Origin of the sequence: Leptolyngbya sp. FACHB-1624 (assembly GCF_047649235.1) — a bacterium.
GTDB lineage: Bacteria > Cyanobacteriota > Cyanobacteriia > Leptolyngbyales > Leptolyngbyaceae > Leptolyngbya > Leptolyngbya boryana.
The window spans coordinates 3,629,962-3,649,646 of the sequence record NZ_CP180258.1 but is presented as its reverse complement, the minus strand read 5'-3'; the positions used below and the strand labels follow the sequence as shown (position 1 = coordinate 3,649,646).

Annotated in this window: 18 protein-coding genes; 9 read left to right on the top strand and 9 right to left on the bottom strand. The window is 49.0% G+C overall.

All coding sequences use genetic code 11. From position 1 onward, the window contains the following. Window positions 1-154: 154 nt before the first annotated feature. The 5 genes from infB to ACMUEV_RS17120 all read right to left on the bottom strand — a co-directional run bounded on the left by infB (window position 155) and on the right by ACMUEV_RS17120 (window position 7,814). Window positions 155-3,202, bottom strand: a complete 3,048-nt coding sequence (gene infB, locus ACMUEV_RS17140) for a translation initiation factor IF-2 (RefSeq protein ID WP_190649794.1) — start codon at window positions 3,200-3,202, stop codon at window positions 155-157. A 488-nt stretch (window positions 3,203-3,690) separates the two neighbouring features. Then, window positions 3,691-3,951, bottom strand: coding sequence for a YlxR family protein (locus ACMUEV_RS17135; protein WP_190649792.1), 261 nt, complete (start codon window positions 3,949-3,951; stop codon window positions 3,691-3,693). A gap of 86 nt (window positions 3,952-4,037) precedes the next feature. Continuing rightward, window positions 4,038-5,357, bottom strand: a complete 1,320-nt coding sequence (gene nusA / locus ACMUEV_RS17130) for a transcription termination factor NusA (protein WP_190649790.1) — start codon at window positions 5,355-5,357, stop codon at window positions 4,038-4,040. 43 nt (window positions 5,358-5,400) lie between these two features. Then, window positions 5,401-5,862: a ribosome maturation factor RimP gene (gene rimP, locus ACMUEV_RS17125; protein ID WP_017287874.1), complete on the bottom strand. Its 462-nt coding sequence runs from the start codon at window positions 5,860-5,862 to the stop codon at window positions 5,401-5,403. A 200-nt stretch (window positions 5,863-6,062) separates the two neighbouring features. Continuing rightward, entirely contained in the window at window positions 6,063-7,814 is a 1,752-nt protein-coding gene (locus ACMUEV_RS17120; RefSeq protein WP_017287876.1) for an iron uptake porin, read from the bottom strand. A 261-nt stretch (window positions 7,815-8,075) separates the two neighbouring features. On the opposite strand from ACMUEV_RS17120, the gene rpmI reads away from it, so the two are divergent. From rpmI to ACMUEV_RS17100, 4 genes are read left to right on the top strand one after another with little or no spacing between them, the layout of a single operon-like run. Then, a complete protein-coding gene (gene rpmI / locus ACMUEV_RS17115) occupies window positions 8,076-8,273 on the top strand; it encodes a 50S ribosomal protein L35 (protein ID WP_017287877.1) in 198 nt (65 codons plus the stop codon). Window positions 8,274-8,326: 53 nt separating this feature from the next. Further along, entirely contained in the window at window positions 8,327-8,677 is a 351-nt protein-coding gene (rplT, locus tag ACMUEV_RS17110) for a 50S ribosomal protein L20 (protein WP_017287878.1), read from the top strand. Then, the gene (locus ACMUEV_RS17105) at window positions 8,678-9,445 is read left to right on the top strand and encodes a transporter substrate-binding domain-containing protein (protein WP_190649788.1); all 768 of its coding nucleotides are present in this window, start codon (window positions 8,678-8,680) and stop codon (window positions 9,443-9,445) included. It abuts the gene before it with no gap. A gap of 43 nt (window positions 9,446-9,488) precedes the next feature. Next, window positions 9,489-10,019, top strand: a complete 531-nt coding sequence (locus tag ACMUEV_RS17100; protein WP_190649786.1) for a tetratricopeptide repeat protein — start codon at window positions 9,489-9,491, stop codon at window positions 10,017-10,019. 65 nt (window positions 10,020-10,084) lie between these two features. Here the strand turns inward: ACMUEV_RS17100 and ACMUEV_RS17095 are convergent, their stop codons facing one another. Next, window positions 10,085-12,406 carry a FecR domain-containing protein gene (locus ACMUEV_RS17095; protein ID WP_415354610.1) on the bottom strand — a complete coding sequence of 774 codons (2,322 nt, stop codon included), beginning with the start codon at window positions 12,404-12,406 and terminating at the stop codon, window positions 10,085-10,087. A gap of 394 nt (window positions 12,407-12,800) precedes the next feature. Between ACMUEV_RS17095 and ACMUEV_RS17090 the strand changes: the two genes are divergently transcribed. Then, the gene (locus ACMUEV_RS17090; RefSeq protein ID WP_190648749.1) at window positions 12,801-14,261 is read left to right on the top strand and encodes a hypothetical protein; all 1,461 of its coding nucleotides are present in this window, start codon (window positions 12,801-12,803) and stop codon (window positions 14,259-14,261) included. Here ACMUEV_RS17090 and ACMUEV_RS17085 read toward each other — a convergent pair. Beyond that, window positions 14,247-15,050: a sulfurtransferase gene (locus ACMUEV_RS17085; RefSeq protein WP_190648746.1), complete on the bottom strand. Its 804-nt coding sequence runs from the start codon at window positions 15,048-15,050 to the stop codon at window positions 14,247-14,249. The two genes, ACMUEV_RS17090 and ACMUEV_RS17085, sit on opposite strands and share 15 nt — an antisense overlap. Window positions 15,051-15,159: 109 nt before the next feature. Here ACMUEV_RS17085 and ACMUEV_RS17080 point away from each other — a divergent pair, with 109 nt between their 5' ends. After that, on the top strand, window positions 15,160-15,339 hold the full coding sequence (locus ACMUEV_RS17080) for a YqaE/Pmp3 family membrane protein (protein ID WP_190648742.1): 180 nt from the start codon (window positions 15,160-15,162) through the stop codon (window positions 15,337-15,339). Window positions 15,340-15,421: 82 nt separating this feature from the next. Here the strand turns inward: ACMUEV_RS17080 and ACMUEV_RS17075 are convergent, their stop codons facing one another. Both ACMUEV_RS17075 and ACMUEV_RS17070 read right to left on the bottom strand, forming a co-directional pair. Continuing rightward, complete coding sequence (locus ACMUEV_RS17075) at window positions 15,422-15,832, bottom strand: hypothetical protein (RefSeq protein ID WP_190648740.1); 411 nt, start codon at window positions 15,830-15,832, stop codon at window positions 15,422-15,424. Between the two features lie 134 nt (window positions 15,833-15,966). Further along, window positions 15,967-16,674 carry a rhomboid family intramembrane serine protease gene (locus ACMUEV_RS17070; RefSeq protein ID WP_190648738.1) on the bottom strand — a complete coding sequence of 236 codons (708 nt, stop codon included), beginning with the start codon at window positions 16,672-16,674 and terminating at the stop codon, window positions 15,967-15,969. A gap of 115 nt (window positions 16,675-16,789) precedes the next feature. On the opposite strand from ACMUEV_RS17070, the gene hisA reads away from it, so the two are divergent. The 3 genes from hisA to ACMUEV_RS17055 all read left to right on the top strand — a co-directional run bounded on the left by hisA (window position 16,790) and on the right by ACMUEV_RS17055 (window position 19,536). Next, on the top strand, window positions 16,790-17,563 hold the full coding sequence (gene hisA, locus ACMUEV_RS17065) for a 1-(5-phosphoribosyl)-5-[(5-phosphoribosylamino)methylideneamino]imidazole-4-carboxamide isomerase (RefSeq protein ID WP_190648736.1): 774 nt from the start codon (window positions 16,790-16,792) through the stop codon (window positions 17,561-17,563). Window positions 17,564-17,572: 9 nt separating this feature from the next. Next, on the top strand, window positions 17,573-17,716 hold the full coding sequence (locus ACMUEV_RS17060) for a hypothetical protein (RefSeq protein ID WP_017287888.1): 144 nt from the start codon (window positions 17,573-17,575) through the stop codon (window positions 17,714-17,716). 179 nt (window positions 17,717-17,895) lie between these two features. After that, complete coding sequence (locus ACMUEV_RS17055; protein ID WP_190648732.1) at window positions 17,896-19,536, top strand: M48 family metalloprotease; 1,641 nt, start codon at window positions 17,896-17,898, stop codon at window positions 19,534-19,536. Window positions 19,537-19,685 lie beyond the last annotated feature (149 nt).

Genomic DNA, 19,685 nt, shown 5'->3' with positions numbered 1-19,685 from the left:
CTATGCAACAGCATATCATTACACTCTACCTAGAATTATGTCGATACCGTGTAGATTTTGCTCGTTGACTGATTCTTCGACTAATGGCGTCGATCGTGATTTCCATAAAAAAACCGCCCCTCAACCAAAGAGGAGCAGTTTTAATTGAATCAAATTATCGAGCTAGCGTGCGACGTTTCGTGACCATCTTATAAGCCTCGATGGTATCGCCTTCGACCCAATCCTTGAAGTCATCCAGACCGATACCGCACTCGTAACCCGTATTCACTTCCCGCGCATCTTCTTTCATCCGCTTCAGTGAATCCAAAGTGCCAGAGTAGATGAGCTTACCACCGCGATGAATCCGAATCTTACAGTTCCGAATCAGCTTACCTGACTGAACATAACAGCCCGCAACAGCACCCCGTCCAACCGGGAATACTGCCCGCACTTCTGCTTGTCCAAGTGCCTCTTCAACCAATTCAGGTTCGAGCAGACCTTCCATCGCACCCTGAACATCATCCAACAAGTTGTAAATGATGTTGTAGTCGCGGACATCAACACCTGCTCGATCGGCGGCTTGACGCGCACCGGGAGCTAATGTGGTGTTGAAGCCAATAATGACTGCATCAGAAGCCGCTGCTAAGTCAACGTCTGTCTCTGAGATTTCACCCGGAGCTGAGAACAAGACCCGCACCTGCACTTCGTTCTGAGGCAACTGACTTAACGCACCCAGAATTGCTTCGATCGATCCCTGTACGTCCGCCTTCAAGACGAGATTCAGTTCCTTGAGTTCGCCTTCTTGCGCCTTCGCTGAAAGTGTATTCAAGCTCACCCGACGAGAAGACATCGCTGCCAACAGTCTCGATTGTCGTTGCTCATCGGCACGATCCGAAGCCGTTGCTCGTGCTTCCTTCTCATCCTGGAAGACTTGGAATTCATCCCCTGCGGCTGGAACATCACTCAGACCGAGGACTTCCACCGCAAATGAGGGCGAAGCTTCTTGAACGCGATGCCCGCGATCGTCAACCATTGCCCGCACTTTACCCAAGGCAGATCCAGCAACCAGCACGTCACCGACACGCAGCGTACCATTCTGAATCAGCAAAGTCGCAACAGGGCCTTTCGCCTTGTCTAAGTGCGCTTCAATCACAGTTCCTCTTGCAGGACGATCCGGATTTGCCGACAGATCCTCAACTTCAGAGACGAGCAGAATCATATCGAGCAGCGTATCGAGATTGTCCCCAGTTAACGCACTCACCGGAACCATGATCGTATCGCCACCCCATTCTTCCGGCACAAGGTTGTACTCGGTTAATTCTTGCTTAACGCGATCGGGCTGTGCCCCTTCTTTATCCACCTTGTTAATCGCCACGATGATCGGCACTTCTGCTGCCTTCGCGTGACTGATCGCTTCAACCGTCTGAGGCTGTACCCCGTCATCGGCTGCAACAACAAGAATCGCTACGTCAGTGACCCGTGCCCCACGTGCCCGCATTGCAGTGAACGCTTCGTGACCCGGTGTATCCAAGAAGACGACCTGTTGCATCGCGTCGTTGTGCATGACATCGACGTGATATGCCCCAATGTGTTGGGTGATACCGCCTGCTTCTCCGGCTGCAACTTTCGTTTTCCGAATTGAGTCGAGCAGGGTGGTTTTACCGTGGTCTACGTGACCCATGATCGTGACGACCGGTGGACGGCGGTGCAGATAATCTAAATCATCCGCATCGATCATCTCAGTCAGTTTCTTGGCTGCTGCTTCTTTGGTACCGACTTCCACAAGGATGTCGTACTCCTCTGCCACCATCGTGGCAGTTTGAACGTCCAACATCTGAGTAATCGTTGCCGCGATGCCCTTCATAAAGAGCTTGGTAATGATCTCCGTCGGTGAAATCGCCAAGAGATTTGACAATTCTTGAACGGTTAACCCACCCGTTAAGGTAATGATTTCAGGACGCTCTTGTTTTTCGGGTTCGTTGTTCCGATTGCGGCGATCGCGGAAATTATTCCGTTTGCGCTGAGTCGGCGCTGCTGTTGCAACCGGGCGAACTTGCTGTTGTCCAGGCAGATTTTTCGGTTTGGCGGGACGAGCAAGCGAGAGGCTAACTTGAGCAGAACTCACTGCTCCCTCATCGTCATTGCCGAACAGATCGAGATCGTCGTCGTCGTCATCCTGAATTCTAGGCTGAGCGCGACGCTTGCCTTTACCCAGCTTCGCGGCTTTTTCGACTTCTTGAACGTCTTCCTCTTCTTCCTCCCAGCCTTTTGTGCGTCTACGAGGGGGAGTTGGTTTGTTCAGTGTGAGATCCGGAGCGGGTGCGGTTGGATCTGGAGCAGCAGGCTTCACAGGGCGATTCCGCAGCACTGGAGCAGTCGCTCCTTCTGAGGCAGATGCGTCTTCAGCTTGCGCAGGTTTGGGTCTCCGCAGTTCCACAATTTGCTGCGGTTTTGGAGCAGCTTCTCCCGGCTTCACAGGTCCGCCAGGACGGCGATTGATGCTAGGACGCTGGGGTTTTTCGCCGCTGCCTTCTCTCGTCGGGCGACGATTATCAGAACTTCCTGCCTCACTCGCGGCTGGCTTGTCCCGCTTGAGTACGGGTTTGTTCACGAGCGAAGGACGCGCTGGTGCTGGAGTAGCGGGGCGCGCTGGCGCTGGAGTTTGCAGGGTTGGAGCTGGAGCACTGGGCTGTACAGCACGTTCTTCCACAGGTTCTGCCGGAGCTACAGGAGGAGCCGAAGATACTTCAACTTGAGGTTCAGAAGCGGGCGGCTCAGTTGGGGTCGGTGCTTCGGTCAGACTCGGCGCTGAAGCAGTCGCAGGGCGGCTCGGACGAGGAGGCTCTGCTGCGCGAGCAGAGGGCGCTTGGGGTGCAGTCGGTGATTGCGGCGGGCGAACCTCTGAGGCTTCCGCTGCGGCGGTCGATCGCGTAATAGGGCGACGGATTTCGAGAATTTGCTGTTTCTTCTGAATATTCAAGGGCGTTTTCTTTCGAGATTCAACAGATTGGGGGGTAGAACGGGGTGCGCTTTTTGCCGGAGATGGGTGGCTGGCAGCGTACTTTTGGGCAGCAGCGCGGATTTGTTCAGTTTCCGCTTCTGTAATCGTGCTGCTATGACTTTTAACCGGAATATTTAGTTGTTCGCAGATGGCGAGTATATCTCGATTGTCGAGATTTAACTCTTTCGATAGGTCGTAAATTCTGATTTTGCCGTTGTTCATCCACTCTTTCCCTCGTTCGATCGTTGGGTGTTACATAGTGACCTTCTGTTTTAACTAAAACGACAGGTTTTTTCGGGTTTTGATAGTATAATTGAACTATCTAAATTAATACTTGATGAAGACGTTACCCTCTTAGCGTTGCATGTTCTTAAAATTTTGTGGTCTTAACTCACAAGTTTTTAATGGTCTTTAAATAGCATGGTAGCTCAGAACGCAATTTGTCGCTGAGCAGTTTGATAAGTGCACAAGACTAGCTGAGCGATCGCAGATGGTGCGATCAATTCTTAGCAGTAATGTTGGTGAGTAGTCACCCTCCCCGCTGTACAGATCTGAGTTGCTCTGGGGCTGAAACTGAAGAGAGGACACAGAAGACTGACTCAGAGCAAGGGGCGGCAAATCTCCTAACGACAGGACAGGGAGACAAAAATAATTTGGACATTATCCCTAGTATATCGCAGGAGAAGAGTTGGAAAAGATGTTCTGCAAGTTTAGATTTTCGTTTTTGGCTGAAGCGAGGGTTGTAAAGTTTGGTAGATCTCAGGCGGGACGGGGGCTTTGAGGACGCGACTGAGGCGATCTTTTTTTTGAACTGCTTTGAGACAGTCTGCGGTCGGGCAGAGATAGGCGGAGCGTCCCATGCCAGTATTGATCGCGATTTCATGCGATGGATGGAGACGAACGATACGCAAAAACTCGGCTTTTGGTGCGACTTTGCGACAACAGATGCAGCGACGGTAATTCGGGAGCATGAAAAACAACACAGGATGAGATCTCAATTTTAGCGATCTCATCCTGCATTTTTTCTAACTCGCTTAAAGTGAGCAGCACTCAATTTCTAGACTTGCTGTTCTTCGAGTTCGGGTTCTTCTTCGAGTTCGGGTTCTTCGTCAGGTTCTGGGACTGGAGGAGCGATCGCGACTTCCTCTTCTTCGTAGTCATCCTCATCGTCATACTCATCCATGGCGGGTTGAGATTGACGACGTGCTTCGATCAGAGCCGAAATCTTCTCAGTTTCAGCCGCTTCATCATATTTACGGCTGTCTTTGATATCAATTTTCCAGCCGGTTAAACGAGCAGCCAGACGAACGTTTTGACCTTCTTTGCCGATCGCTAAACTCAATTGATCTTCACCGACTAATACATGCGCTTGCCGACCTTCGGGATCAACTAAGCGCACTTCATCCACTCGCGCTGGACTTAGTGCATTGGCAATATAAGTGGACGGATCGGGCGACCATCGAATGACATCGATCTTTTCACCGCGCAATTCATTGACCACCGCTTGAATGCGAGAGCCGCGCGCCCCGATGCAGGCTCCAACTGGATCAACATCTCGTTCTAAAGTATCAACGGCAATCTTCGTCCGAGGTCCAACATGGCGGGAAGGAGGGTTCGCTTCGCGCGCCACTGCAACAATCCGCACCACATCATCTTGAATCTCAGGCACTTCGTTTTCAAACAAGTAAACGACCAGACCTGCATCTGCTCTGGAAACGAGCAACTGTGGACCTCGATGCGATCCTTCACTGACTTTTTTGAGATAAACGCGGAACGTTGCATTGGCGCGGTAATTATCGTTTGGCAGTTGATCGCGTTTGAGCAATTCCGCTTCGACTTCTGGCTGCCCAAACCCGCTCACGACTGCCATAATCACCGACTGCCGCTCGAATCGTAGAACTCGCGCTTGCAAAATTGTGCCTTCGAGGTCTTGGAATTCTTCTTGAACGAGTTTTCGCTGTTGATCGCGCAGCTTTTGCGCCAAAACTTGCTTGGTTTGGATCGCTGCCATGCGTCCGAAATCACCTTGATCGGGGGTGACATCCAGCACGACTGTATCGCCTGTTTGAGCTTCAGGTGCAACTTCTTGTACTTCGGTCAAAGAAATTTGGTGATCTGAATTATCGACTTCATCCACGATCGTTTTCGTGGCTAATACGCGGAAGCCTTCTTCTTCGACATCAAGTTCGACCTCGAAGTTATTGAAATATTCTTCGTCAAACCCATCGCCATCGATTCTCTGAGTGCGGCGAAACCGCTCGTATCCCTTCATTAGGGCTTCTTTGAGCGCGGCTTGGACTGAGTGCTTGGGTAAATTACGTTCACGGCTAATGCCGTCAATCATGTCTTTGAGTCCGGGCAAGGCGACCATTGACATAGGGAAAATCTCCGTAGGTACTAAATATTGAATTGTCAGGAAATTAGTCTTCTTCGCTTTCGGTCAGTTGAACGCTCGTGATCAGGGTTCGAGGAATCGAAATTGTACGTCCTTTTTTGCTGATGTAGACGTTGGTTTCGTCGCGTCGAATCAGATTGCCTTCCCAGTAGATATGACCTTGATAAGGTTCTGATGTCGTGACCATGGCGGGAAAGCCGCGGAAAGAAATGAATTCTCGATCGCTCGTCAGCAATTTAGAAATTCCGGGGCTAGAAACTTCCAGCACATACTGATCCGGAATCAATTCATCCAAAATCGGTTCCAATGCCCGACTCATCCGTTCACAATCCACAAGTCCCGTATCGGCTTGTTGATTACGCACATCAATTCTGAGGACAGGAGGATTCTGATTCGTGTGAAACACCGCATGAACCACTTCTAGACCGAGCGTCTCCGCGACTGGAGCCGCAACTTCTAAAACTTGAGGAATCAAAGGATGTGCCATCGAACAACTTCTCCAAATAAAAAAGTGGGACAATGCCCACTTCTCATGAAACGACTGATTTCATGGAGTTCGGTCAAACAGAGTTACTGTTCTTCCAACCCAAGTTTAGCGAAAAATTTCAGAGTCGCCCGTTTTTTATGGGGGGAGTGGGGAGTGGGGAGTAACCCAACGTTCCCCTACTCCCCACTCCCTACCCCCTACTAGAACGTAAAGGTCGTCCGAATTACCGGCACGATCGCTGTTCCATTCGTGCTCTGCCCTTCTGGATTGAAAATAGCAAACACTCCGGGTGTAATGCTCAGATTGTCGTTGACTCGGAAGTTGAAAAAGCCTTCAACCTGATAAGGGGTGCGATTTTCAGGATTGCTTGCAATGCCATCTGTGCTGACTCGCTTCAACGGTTGACCAAAAATCAGACCCGCTGAATTGCCCTTTTTGAGAATATCGGTCACATAAAGTCCGACCAACCAGGAGTTAAAGTTTGTTCCTGCATCGACATCGACGAGATCTGCAAAGATATGACTGTAAGAGCCTGCTAGGGTGATGTTTTGCGAGAGGCGGAATGCGGCAGTTGCCCCCAGGGTGTTCATTTTGATCCCTTGGTTCAGATTTCCTAAGGTGAGACCGCCTGGTAGATTGACTGCGCCAATATCAGAACTGCTCAAGCCTGTACCCAAAATATTGATTTGGTGATAACTATGAGCGTAGTTCAGTGCCACAGTGAACGCCTGACTGGGTTTTACCGTCAGTTGAGCCGCTGCAACATAGCTTCCGCCGCCAACGCCTGCGCCCAGTGGAGTCCCACCGCCTAAGCCACGGTTGCCAGGAATGTTCGCGTTGACACTTCCATACAAAGCCCGGAAGTCGATCGCGTCGGAGATATTAAAGATCACCCCTGCTGCCGCTGCTAAACCTGTTTGAGAGGTTCCACCGGAAACTCGCTGAGCGGCTGGAAGCGACGCAAAGCGAGAGAGTGCGCCCTGTCCTTCACTTGCCCAGGGCAAGACGGATGGGAACGCGTCCGAAACTTCTGCACTCGTTCCAGCAAATGCGGTGACTTTGTCTGCAACGGGAAAGATGTAAAGCAGTTTGTAGAGAGACAGGCTGTTGTTTGCGCCTTTTCCAGTCAGCGTTGAAGGATCAACTGTGGGAAACTGAGGCTCATAAGAAAGTCTGACATTGCTGTTAGAGCCAAAGACGGGATCAGCATAGCCCAAGGTTTGAGCAATACTAGAGCCGCTACCCCCTGCAATTCCACTTGCACCGAAGTTTTGAGCCTGCAATCCAGTGATTAACAGGTCTTTTCCAGTGAAACTCGTGTTGAGATTGAGGCGGACGCGGTTGTTGAAGACGGTATTGGCATCATTTCCGGCATCGCCTGACTCGTAGCCATTTGCCACACTGAAAATTGCCTCTCCAGAGAGTTTGGTTGTTGTGGAGAATTGCTGTTTTTCCAGCGTTGAGGTTCTCGCTTCGAGAGAGTCCACGCGTCCGCGCAGTGTTGCCAGTTCTGCGGCAAATTGTTCTTGCAGCTTTTGTAGGGTTGCTAAATCTTCTTTCTTGACCAGATCAGCCGTTGCAGCCGCGATTAATTCGTTGACGCGATCGAGACAGGCATTCAATCCTGCTGCAAATTCGTATCGGGTCAAGGCACGATTGCCGCGATAGGTGCGATCGGGATAGCCTGCAATACAGCCATACCGCTCTACCAAGGATTGCAATGCCTGAAACGCCCAATCGGTCGGTCTGACATCTGAAAGCTGTGATACAGAGGTCACTTGTGACATTGTTGGAGCTGTTGGACGGCTCAACTCAGAGACGGAAGGGATTTGATTTAACTCGGAGGTAGGTTCAGCCGCGATCGCATTTCCGGCAGCTAAACTGATCGATCCCGCAACCAGGCTCGCTAGGCTCACCTGCATCTCAAATTTTAATTTTTTCACCTTCATCATCTCACCACGAATAAAAACGACGAATAAATCCTGCTGCCGCGTATTTCTTTTAGCGCAGTCTATTCTTAAAGCTATACGGTTAAGGGATCTCAGCGGGTAAAAGTGCCTTCGGGATTTGCCGGACATTATTATCGATTAAAGTCTATGCCCAACACATTTTCTGGTTTTCTGAACAATGTTAGAAAACTGAAATGGATCGAATTTGCCTAAATCTTTAAATTTGTAGTACGATTGACAACTGTGTCGAATTAGAGCAAACCCATGCCGAAGCTGAAAACCCGCAAATCTGCACAAAAGCGTTTCAAAGCAACTGGTGGCGGCAAGATCCAACGCCGTCGCACTCACGGAAACCACCTTTTATTCCATAAGAGTATGAGCCGCCGTCGTCGGATCGCAGGAGGCGATTTGGTGAACGAGCGCGATGCAGACAACGTTCGGTTGATGATGCCTTATCTCTAAGGGTTGGCTGAGACACGATCGCAATATTAAAAATTAGTCAAGGATAGTGAAACATGGCACGGGTTAAGCGCGGCAATGTTGCTCGGAAACGCCGCAAGAAAATTTTGAAGTTAGCGAAGGGCTTCCGTGGCTCTCACTCTAAGCTGTTCCGCACCGCGAATCAGCAAGTTATGAAGGCATTGCGGAATGCATACCGCGATCGCCGCAAGAAGAAGCGTGATTTTCGTCGGTTGTGGATCACTCGGATCAATGCTGCGGCTCGCATTCATGGCGTGAGCTATAGCCAATTGATTGGCAAGCTGAAGAAGGCTGATATTGTGATCAACCGCAAGATGTTGGCACAACTCGCAGTTCTCGATCCCGATGGATTTGCGAAAGTTGTCGAAAAGGCTGTTAAGGCTTAGATGCTGAAGCGATTCGTCGCAATCTGTAGTTTGTACGTTATGGGGGCGCAGTTGTTTGCGTCCCCATCTTTGTGTGCAGCCGAGATCGCCCAAAACCGTAAGCTGGTTGTTGCGGTGAAAGATAATGTTCGCCCGCTTGGATTTCGGGACGCTCAAGGCAGATTGCAAGGCTTTGAGATTGATATTGCGAAGCGATTAGCCGAGGAATTATTGGGAAGTTCAGCGGCGATCGAATTTCAACCCGTCTCGAATCGCGATCGACTGCAAGTGGTCATTGATGGAAAAGTCGATTTTGCGATCGCGCGGGTCACGGTAAACTCTTCTCGCGCTCGAATTGTTGCGTTTAGTGAACCTTACTACTTGGATGGAACAGGATTTGTGACTAAAAATTCTGCGATTCGGAGTGAGCAGGAGTTAACGAATCAGACGGTTGCTGTTTTGAATCATGCCAGCACTATTGCAACTCTGAAGTATCGATTCCCACAGCTTCAACTGGTTGGAGTGGATTCTTATGCAGCGGGAAAGCAGTTGCTTGAATCGGGAACAGTGATCGCGTTTGCCGCAGATGCGAGTATTCTCGCCGGGTGGGTGCAAGAATCTCCAGAATATCGAGTTTTGCCATTTCGAGTTTCAACTGAACCTTTGGCGATCGTTTTCCCGAAAGGGCTTGATGCTGATCAACTTCGCCGCAGTGTAGATCAAGTGATTCGACGCTGGAAAGCTGAAGGATGGTTACAGCAACGAGCTAACTATTGGGGACTTCCTTGAGATACGCTGAAAAGATGCCTTTTAATTTGCGAACGATAGTCTTATGGATAGTGTAGCCTCTCCAATCCTTTACATCTCGCTTTTGCTCGTTTTACTGGGCAGTGTTGCGTTCTTTGTGGTTCGGCAAGTTCTGAAAACTCGCCGGATCGAGAGCGCTCTTTCTCGACTTCAAAGCAAACTGAACAAAGAAAAAGGCACTGCTGAAGAATATTACGAACTTGGGAGCATTTTGCTCGATAAGCGGTTATTTACTCAAGCGATCGCTCAATTCCAAAAAGCGATCAAGCTTGAAACGCTCGAAGGTCAAGATCTTGCAGCGGTCTACAATGCTTTGGGATTTGCCTACTTTGCTCAAGAACAGTACGATCTTGCGATTAAACAGTACAAAGAAGCACTTAAGCTTCTGCCTGAGTATGTGACAGCGTTAAATAATCTTGGGCATTCCTATGAGCGCAAGCAACTCGCGTCGCCAGCATTGGAATGTTATGAGCAGGCTTTAGCGATCGAACCGAGCAATCAGACAGCAAAGCGGCGGGCTGAGTCGTTGCGGAAACGATTGGTCACTTCAGCATAAGTTTGATTGAGTTGAAAAAAGGAGGACGATTCAGCGATCGTCCTCCTTTTTTATTTGTGCCGCTCCTAGTTTGGGGCAGAGTTTTGAGTGGGAGTTGAATTCTGCGGGGGCGTAGAATTCTGGGGTTGAGGAGTTTCAACTGGAGTTGGAGTTGGGGCTTGAACTGGAGCAGTTGGAGCCGGAGTTTCAACTGGAGTTGAAGGAGTTTCAACTGGAGTTGAAGGAGTTTCAACTGGAGTTGAAGGAGTTTCGACTGGAGCAGTTGGACCTGGAGTCTCAACTGGAGTTGGGGCTTGAACTGGAGGAGTTGGACCTGGAGTTTCAACTGGAGTTGAGGGAGTTTCGACTGGAGTTGGGGCTTGAACTGGAGGAGTTGGACCTGGAGTTTCGACTGGAGTTGAAGGAGTTTCGACTGGAGTTGGGGTTGGGGCTTGGACTGGAGCAGTTGGAGCTGCTTGCTCTACAGGAGGGTTAGTAGGAGATTGGGTTGGCTCGACTACTGGTTGAGTAGGTGGAGTATTGATTGGATTTGAAACTTGATTGGTAGCTGGTGTAGTAGGTGAAAGGGGAGGAGTTTGGTTTTCAGGCGAAGCTTGAATAGCTCTTCCAGGGGGTGTTGTTTCTAGAATCTGGCGGGGCTGTTCAGGTTGGGAAGATTGCCCAGGATTCGAGTTTGCTGGGGGATTCGAGTTTGCTGGAGGATTCGAGTTTGCTGGAGGATTCGAGTTTGCTGGAGGATTCGAGTTTGCTGGAGGATTCGAGTTTGCTGGAGGATTCGAGTTTGCTGGAGGATTCGAGTTTGCTGGAGGATTTGGTGCAGGATTGTTTGAAGGCTTAGTTGATTCTCCTGAAGTTGGTGCAGGGTCTGCTGATCTGGGAGTCGCTGGTGCTGAATTTGCCGGATTTGGGTTACTGGGAGTGGAGCCAGATGGATTTGGAGTGGTGGACGTTGGATTTGAGTTTGAATTAGGTTGATTTGAGTTTGAATTGGGTTGATTTGAGTTTGAGTTTGGTTGATTTGAATTGGAGTTTGGTTGATTTGAGTTTGAATTGGGTTGATTTGAGTTTGAGTTTGGTTGATTTGAATTGGAGTTTGGTTGATTTGAGTTTGAGTTTGGTTGATTTGAATTGGAGTTTGGTTGATTTGAATTGGGATTTGGCTGATTTGAGTTTGAATTGGGGCGATTTGAATTAGAGTTCGGTTGATTTGAGTTTGAATTGGGTTGATTTGAATTAGAGTTTGGTTGATTTGAGTTTGAATTGGGTTGATTTGAATTGGAGTTTGGTTGATTTGAATTGGAGTTCGGTTGATTTGAGTTTGTAGCGTTTCCAGCACTACCGCCCGTTGTACTCTCGGGAGCTTTTTGTGCGCCTCTGGTAGCATCAACTTCTACAGGTTCTCTACCGTTGTTCTGTTGGGAACCAGTTGAATTTTGATTGGTTGGAGTCGTGTTTCCTGAAGTTTGTCCACTGCTAGGTGTCCCTCCAGTTCCCGTGCTCGAATTTTGGGAAGGTGGGTTTCCGGTACTTGGTTGACTTGTGGCAGTATTGGTCGGGGAGGTTTGGGCTGACTGCTGACCCGTGCCAGTAGAATTTTGTGCAGGGGGATTTGGCGCAGGATCCGGAACTGGAGTAAGCTGCACCATTCGGGGATTTTCGATCACCGGTCCCGTTAAAGGTTTTTGCTCTTGTAAAGCTTGTGCTGTTTCTGCTTGTACAGCGGCAATTCCTGGTTCTGGATGAGGCTGTGCTTCTCGTCGCTGCAAATCAAGACCGCGCACCATATCGCTCGTTTCATAGAAGCGGTGCATGTCAAAATTGAAAAGCCGAACTCCTAAGGGATCAACGATCGCCATTTGTCCTGCTTCTAATGGCACCTTGCGCCCAGTTGTGTTGTCCACAATTTCCATTGGACCTGCTGGATTATTCGTCAAAGCGCCAACTACGGTCGTTTCAGTTTGCTCGTCATACCGAACAAATAACGCTGATCCGCGCACTCCAGTTGAAGCATTGGGAGTATCGATCGTCGTTCTTCCCTGCCCTGGCTTAATCAATAAGAGAACCGTTCCATTTGTGAGACGAAAATTTCGTGTTCCAGGCACAAATCGGAACACTGCCATCTCACCAACCCGTGCCCAAGAGCCATCGTTAAATCGTAAACCCACTCGTGACGCTCTCATCGTATGCAGCGCATCATCAGGGCGCAGAATTTCTGATAAGACGGCATCTCGCGGGCTTTGTCCCTTCGGCACAAACTGAACTCGCCTTACAATTTCCCGGATCTCGGCTGAAGTGAGTGGAGTTAAGGCATAGGCTGCCTTTGTGGAAACCACAGTACCAACTCCTAGGATCAGAGAGGCGATCGTGAGGAACAATTTACGGGACATAGACGCTCCAAGAACAAAAGGACGGAATGCGATGGCACGCATCCAGAGGCGGGTTAGCCTAAGCAGATTCAACCCAGTTCTACTCGTGTGAGATGATTAAGTGAAATTACACAATGTAGTCTTCATAAATACTTTACATGTCAAGCGAAAAATCTGGATTGTTTCTGCTCAAGCTTTAACTAGACTTTATACAAGATTAAGTGAAGATACGAGGCTACTTTTGTATATGCAACAAGAATTGAAGTTCTCCGGATTACTTGATCTAGAAGTCACAAAATTATTCTTTAGGACAAGCTGTCTCTACCGAATAGAGGGCGCGTGAACAATTGGTGAACGATTGGTGAACGATTGGTGAACGACTGTGAGATGCTCGATTCTACGATTACCTAATGCTGTGAAATCTCTGCTTAAGGCTCGAAAACAAATTTGCAACAAGAAGCAATTATGTAAATTACGCTACCACTTATTGGGTCAAATTAGCGCCTCGCTTATCCTGGCTTTTACGGATAAAGCTCAGTGTAGTTTTATACCTAAAGAGGAGCTACCGCTAAAAGATCAAACTCCAGAACTTCAGACAGATGCATCGGAACTCCAGACTTTTGAAGCTGCCCTAAAGTTTCCTAGGACGCGATCGAATCTCAATTCTGTGTCGTATCAAGCGAAAGATCTTGCGCCGCTCCCGTCATTGACAGCACCCGCTGCCTCAGGGTTAGACCCAACCCAGGCGATCGCAGTGCTGCCTGCCCCCGCTGAAAAAGCGAGTATGACTCGTACCTTTTCAGATCAATCTTTTCCTTCTCCTCCTTTACCCTCTAGCCGTTGTTGGCGATCGACTGCGCAATGTTCTTATACGTCTAGTAAAGCTCCACTCCTGCCGATTCCTCCTACTGAAGGACAAGTCGATCCGGAGATTGGCGATTTGCGCCTCAGTCCGATTCCGAAGTCTGAGTTAGGAGAATTGAATATTCAGCCGATCGCGGTTGATCCCCCAGCGGGGACAAGTGATCCCGAACTAGGCACATTGCGATTGCAAGAGCGCACCGCCCCACAACCGTCGATCGCGATACCCAGTCGTCCGCGCCAAACTTCTGCTTTTCTCTTAGCAAGAGCGGACTACTTCAAAACCTCGAATGTCTTTTCAGAGCGTGATCCCGTCGATGATGGGCTAATTCGGACAGGGTTGACCTTCTTTTATGCGCCTCCGATCGGGCGGAAAACGTTTTTGATTACCTCGATCGATGCCAATCTCGTCCGCTATGCACAACTTGGGCGATATCGCGAGCGGTTCTCCGATGGGACGTTCACGGGCAATTTTCGATCGTTGAATTATGACGAATTGCGGTTTCGCGTGGGCGTTTTTCATCGAATTACGCCTCGCGTGTCCGGGGAGATTGGGTGGAGTCATCAGAAATTAGTTGAATCTAGCCGAGGGTTACAGCAGATCTTTAGTGGGAAAGAGTTTTTTAACGATCATTCACTTCGCTTAGAATTAAGCCGTCAAGATCAACTGTCTCCGCGATTGTCGCTGAATACGTTTTATCAATTTCGCTGGAGCATTGCAGACCCGGATCAGCGCAGTCGGATCCTTAATTCATTCATTACCACTTTGGGATATCGCCTCAACCCTCGGCTGCAAACGGCAATTGATTACCAATTTACTTGGTCGCATTTTACCCAGATAGATCGCGATGATTTGTATCATCAACTCGTCGCGCGAGTGACCTACAATGCTACGCCTCGAACTCAAGTGAATCTATTTAGTGGCTTTAGTTTTGGGAATTCCACAGAGCGAGGCATCAATTTCAACGGCTTTATTTTTGGGGCTGGCTTGGTGTTCAACTTACCCCTGTTCTAAATATGAGCACCAATCGCTCCAACTGCCGGGGTAGAGTTTTGCGCGATCGATGCTGCTTGCTGCTAAGGCCAACAAATTCACACAAGCGGTGACACCAGAACCGCAATATACGATCGGGTCATCTTTGATGTTTGACCAATGTTCCTTTAAAGTTTCAGTCGATTTGAGAAATCCGCGATCGTCGGTGACCAATTGCCAGGGATAATTCACGGCACCGGGAATATGACCTGCGATCGGATCGATTGGCTCACGTTCTCCCCGATATCGTTCTGCCTCTCTCGAATCGATTAAAGTTGAGGCTCCAGCTTTGACGGCTGCAATATCGGCAATCCAATCGGACTGAATCTCAGGTGTAAAATTTCCGGCTCGCTCAGTCGGCACGATCGAGGTCACGGGATAGCCCAAATTTTGCCAATTCGCAAAGCCACCGTCGAGCACTCTGACATTTTCGTGTCCGAAGTAGCGCAGGAGCCACCAAAACCGCGCCGCAAATCCAAATCGCGAGTCATCGTAAGCAACCACTAAGGTTGAAGGCGTGATCCCCAGTTGCGAGAGCTTGTGGGCAAACTGTTCGGGATCAGGTAGAGGATGCCGTCCACCGTGTTTTTGTACGGGGCTAGAGAGATCTTGATTGAGGTCGAAATAATATGCGCCAGGGATATGTCCCTCTCTGTATTGCTGCCGTCCGAGTTCGGGTTGCATCAGCGCAAATCGACAATCTGCGATCGCCACATTGGGATCGTTTAGATGATCCGCTAACCATGCCGCTGTGATTGCAACTTCTACCATGACATTCTCCTGATCGGTCTTTTCAAATCCTACCTTCAGGAAGACGGCGATCGCCCATGATTACAGGAAAATCGGATTAACTCAAAAAATCGAAAATTAGAGACTTCTTATGAACTTCTTACGCTTAGTCTTCGCTATTGTCCTGCCTCCTGTCGCTGTTTTCATGACTTCTGGAATTAGTTCAGCACTGGTTGTCAACATTCTGCTGACTCTACTCGGATGGGTTCCCGGAATTATTCACGCAATTTGGTATCTACAAAAGACCGAAGAACGACGTGGCGCGTACTAAACCGCAGACTAAATGAAGGCTCACAAGAAAACCGCTCGATCATACGATCGAGCGGTTTTAACTAATGCGAAAGACTGAAAGATTAGCTGTTTGGAGTCTTGACCGTTTTTGCCATGTCCAAGAATGCACCCATGTTTGCGCCGGGACGACGGCGAGGAGTGGTGAGAGTTGGCGCTGTGGTTGAAAAACTAGCGGTCGGCTGGGGCAAATTCAAGGTATTTGCTGAAACTGGCGGCTTCGATCCATTGGCTGAACCATTGAGATCAGCCGTTGCAGGTTTACTGACCTTTTCCGCTTTTGCAGGTTCTGGTTTCGCAACTTCTGCCTTAGGTGCAGCCAACTTCTGAGGTTCTTGTTTGGTCTCTTGTGGAGCTTCGGTTGCTGACAAAGGCTCAGCTTCCATGTAATACCCACCAGATGACTTACGGCCTAATCCAATCAAAGAAAGAATTCCGCTAAAGAGCTTTTTAATTAAGTTAATGACACCGCCCATTGAACAATACTCCTGGGTTAGTTGCTGAATCGTGGTTGCCTATCCGTTGAGATCAACAGATGAAATGTAGTCCTCTCTACGATTATCAGTCTGCGGTGGAACTCGGCGCAAGCCTCTATCAAGATTTTCTATGCTTAGTATGTTCGATCCTTATTGGAAAACAATCCGAGCAGCGGTCCTAAAATTGCTCCAAACACAAACCCGCCTGCATGTGCCCAGTAGGCAACACCACCCCGCTCCATACCGATATTTGCAGGCACGTTTAAACTGGCAACGCCGTAGAAGGCTTGTTGAATAAACCAAATGCCCAGATATGCCCAAGCGGGAACGCGAAATGGGAAGAAGAAGAACGGCGGAATAATCGTAGTGACGGCTGCGCCCGGAAACCGCAGAATGTATGCCCCCATCACGCCCGCGATCGCGCCACTGGCTCCCAAGGATGGAATATTAGAGTCCATTGAGAAAAACCATTGAGTTGCGGCTGCCAACATGCCACAGCCGATATAAAAAATCAAAAATCGCAGATGTCCCAGTTTTTCTTCGACGTTGTTGCCAAAAATCCAGAGGAACAACATGTTGCCAAAGATATGGGCAAACCCACCATGCAGAAATTGCGACGTGATTAGAGTAATCCACTCTGGGAAAGGTTGATAGCGAAGAGAGGCTCCTGCGAGGTCTGCACTAAGTTCACGGGGAACAACTGCCCAAGTGTAGAAAAAATTGTCTAGTTCCGCAGGTGTAAGCGTTAATTGATAGAAAAAGACTAAAACGTTGACCGCAATAATTCCGTATGTGACATAGGGTGTAATGCGAATTGGATTATCGTCGCCGACCGGAAACACAGCTTATCCCCAATTAAATAATTTTAGTCAAAAGAGTAACTGATTTTTTCGATCGCTGTCTGTTGCTCTCTAGACAGATCTATGATGGCAGTCTGTCTTTGGAAGGAGAAGCAGAATGGAAGTGATCCCAGCAATCGATTTGCTCGGTGGTAAATGTGTGCGTCTGTATCAAGGCGACTATAACCAGTCGCAAGTGTTTAATGATGATCCGGTTGCGGTCGCCCGTCAGTGGGAAGCGGAGGGTGCAACTCGATTGCATTTAGTCGATCTCGATGGCGCAAAAGTTGGACATCCTGTGAATCTGGATGTGATTCGATTGATCGTGGAAGCTGTGGAGATTCCGGTCGAGGTTGGGGGCGGTTTGCGCGATCGCGATGCCGTCGCCGCATTACTTTCGACAGGGGTAAGATGGGCGATTTTAGGAACGGTTGCAGTGGAACAGCCCGATTTGGTGGCGCAATTGTGTGGAGAATTTCCTGGTCAAATCATTGTGGGAATCGATGCGCGCAATGGTAAAGTTGCCACCAAAGGCTGGCTCGAAACTTCAGAAGTCTTGGCGACAGAGTTAGCGGAGCGGATGGCGCAACTGGGAGCCGCAGCGATTATTTATACTGATATTCATCGGGATGGAACCATGCAGGGACCAAACCTGGAAGCATTGCGGGATTTAGCAGCGATCGCGGCAATTCCGGTGATTGCTTCGGGGGGAGTTAGTTCGTTGACGGATTTACTCAGCCTATTGGCATTAGAACCGCAAGGAGTGACAGGTGCGATCGTTGGAAAAGCGATTTACACCGGAGATGTTTCTCTGAAAGAAGCGGTTCGAGCAGTGGGACAAGGGCGCTGGCAGGATATTCCCCCGGATTTTGGATCGTCGGCATTGGCATAGAGGACAGTTATGGGACATCACAAGAAAAAATTGGCGAAGAAGATTGCGAAGAAAGTAGTTCACAAGCTGAAGAAAAAACTTCCGAAGAAGTTGGCGAAGCAACTTGCTAAAGAATCTGCAAAGCGTCAAATTGAAGCACTGTTGCAACGCTAGATTTGTGCGAGTTTAGAACTAGCTATCCAAACTTTTGACGGGCGTGTGCGATCGCTGAAATTCGGCAAGACTCTTCGGAGATCGTTGTCCCCTTTGCGTCTTGAAGGACGTTCAAGGGGGCGCGTCAGGTCGGGTTGGATGGGTACAGATTGATCCTCATACAAAATTTGGAGTTCCCGATGAAGAAGCAAGTTTTCCGGCAACGCTGGCGCTGGTACTTTCCAAGATTCGTCACAGTTTGTTGTGCAATCTTGCTTTTGATTCGCCCGATCGCATTTGCAATTTCTGCCAGTGCGACGACTCCAAGCCCGACTCCGACAGTTGAGAAACCCACAGACTCTAAACCTGATGAGAAGCCTACAGAGTCTAAACCTGCCGAGCCAAAGCCTGATGAGAAGCCCGCAGAGTCTAAACCTGCCGAGCCGACCAAAACCCCGGAACAGTTAGGGCGGGAGAAGACATTGATCGAAGCCGATCGACTTTACCGATCCGGTGACAAAGCTCAAGCAGTCAAGCTTTATCAAGCAGTCAAGCCTCCTTTTCAGGGTGTAGTCGAAGCGAATACTCAAGAAGTGATCACTGATCCTGCTCAGTTATCGACTGCGGGACAAGTGTACTGGCGCGAATCTGAAGCGGGACTGGCTCAGAATTTAGAAAGTCGAATTTTTGTCCCCTTGGAACTTTTAGTCAAAGAAGTTCCGCAATTCGTTCCGGGACAGCTGCGATATGCGGAGGCGCTAGAGAAGTTTGGCAAAACCGAACAAGCGTTGGCGGTACTCGAAAAAGCGGCAACTCGCTATCCCAATCAGCCAGAGTTGATCAAAGCAAAAGTCGCAGCATTGGCAAAAAATGAGAAATGGATTGATGCGTCGATCGCGGCTCGACAATTTGCCTTACTCAACCCCAATCATTCCGAAGCCTCAGCACTGACAGCACTAGCAGATGACTATCAGAAACGCTATCAAAAGCAACTTCGTAGCAGACTTCGAGGCAATCTCGTTGGTGGAATTCTCACTGGGGCATTAGGGTATGCTCTGACTGGAAGCTTATTTGGACCACTGACTTCGGTTCAGAATACTGCGCTACTGTTGCGAGGCGAATCTGCGGTTGGCGATCGTGTTGTTCGGCAAGCAAAACGTCAGCTTGATTTGGTTGAAGATAAAGAAGTCAATGACTATGTAGCAGGCATCGGACAGAAGCTTGCGGATGCTGCTGGCAGGAAAGAATTTAAGTACGAATTTTATGTGGTCTTAGATGACAAGCTCAATGCATTTGCGCTGCCGGGTGGGAAGGTGTTTGTGAATGCAGGCGCGATTGAGAAAGCAAATTCCGAAGCTGAACTCGCTGGACTATTGGGACACGAACTCTCCCACGCGATTCTGTCTCATAGTTTTCAACTGATTACAGAAGGCTCCCTCACTGCCAATATTACGCAGTTCATTCCTTACGTGGGTGGCTTGATTACAGACCTGACAACACTGAGCTACAGCCGCGATATGGAACGTCAAGCGGATGTGCTAGGAACTCGGCTTTTAGCTTCAACGGACTATGCAGCAGATGGTTTGTACAATCTGATGGTGACGCTGCGTAAACAAGAAGAAGAGAAGAAGCGAGATCTTCCGCCTGCTTGGTTAGCTTCGCATCCTTTACCTAACGATCGAGTGAACTATCTGCAAGAGCTAATCACTCAGACGGGTTACAATCGCTATGCTTTTGAGGGAGTGGAGCAGCATTCAGCCATTCAGTCGAAAGTGAAGCAACTCGTGAAAGAACATAAAGAGCGGGAAGAGAAGAAGGGGAATCGACGCGATCGCAATTAACGCAGCTTATTAAATATTAAATAAAGGGGAGATCAGGTTTGAGATCGCCCCTTTATTCATTTTCAAACCCTACTTCGCCAAACACTAAGCTCTACGTTGCCACCGAGCTTATTGGTGAGATGCATCACAAGCAAAGTGAGCAGGACACC

Coding starts and splice junctions, on each gene's coding strand:
- infB (WP_190649794.1), bottom strand. CDS start 3,202: ATGAACAACGGCAAAATCAGAATTTACGACCTATCGAAAGAGTTAAAT.
- ACMUEV_RS17135 (WP_190649792.1), bottom strand. CDS start 3,951: ATGCTCCCGAATTACCGTCGCTGCATCTGTTGTCGCAAAGTCGCACCA.
- nusA (WP_190649790.1), bottom strand. CDS start 5,357: ATGTCAATGGTCGCCTTGCCCGGACTCAAAGACATGATTGACGGCATT.
- rimP (WP_017287874.1), bottom strand. CDS start 5,862: ATGGCACATCCTTTGATTCCTCAAGTTTTAGAAGTTGCGGCTCCAGTC.
- ACMUEV_RS17120 (WP_017287876.1), bottom strand. CDS start 7,814: ATGATGAAGGTGAAAAAATTAAAATTTGAGATGCAGGTGAGCCTAGCG.
- rpmI (WP_017287877.1), top strand. CDS start 8,076: ATGCCGAAGCTGAAAACCCGCAAATCTGCACAAAAGCGTTTCAAAGCA.
- rplT (WP_017287878.1), top strand. CDS start 8,327: ATGGCACGGGTTAAGCGCGGCAATGTTGCTCGGAAACGCCGCAAGAAA.
- ACMUEV_RS17105 (WP_190649788.1), top strand. CDS start 8,678: ATGCTGAAGCGATTCGTCGCAATCTGTAGTTTGTACGTTATGGGGGCG.
- ACMUEV_RS17100 (WP_190649786.1), top strand. CDS start 9,489: ATGGATAGTGTAGCCTCTCCAATCCTTTACATCTCGCTTTTGCTCGTT.
- ACMUEV_RS17095 (WP_415354610.1), bottom strand. CDS start 12,406: ATGTCCCGTAAATTGTTCCTCACGATCGCCTCTCTGATCCTAGGAGTT.
- ACMUEV_RS17085 (WP_190648746.1), bottom strand. CDS start 15,050: ATGGTAGAAGTTGCAATCACAGCGGCATGGTTAGCGGATCATCTAAAC.
- ACMUEV_RS17080 (WP_190648742.1), top strand. CDS start 15,160: ATGAACTTCTTACGCTTAGTCTTCGCTATTGTCCTGCCTCCTGTCGCT.
- ACMUEV_RS17075 (WP_190648740.1), bottom strand. CDS start 15,832: ATGGGCGGTGTCATTAACTTAATTAAAAAGCTCTTTAGCGGAATTCTT.
- hisA (WP_190648736.1), top strand. CDS start 16,790: ATGGAAGTGATCCCAGCAATCGATTTGCTCGGTGGTAAATGTGTGCGT.
- ACMUEV_RS17060 (WP_017287888.1), top strand. CDS start 17,573: ATGGGACATCACAAGAAAAAATTGGCGAAGAAGATTGCGAAGAAAGTA.
- ACMUEV_RS17055 (WP_190648732.1), top strand. CDS start 17,896: ATGAAGAAGCAAGTTTTCCGGCAACGCTGGCGCTGGTACTTTCCAAGA.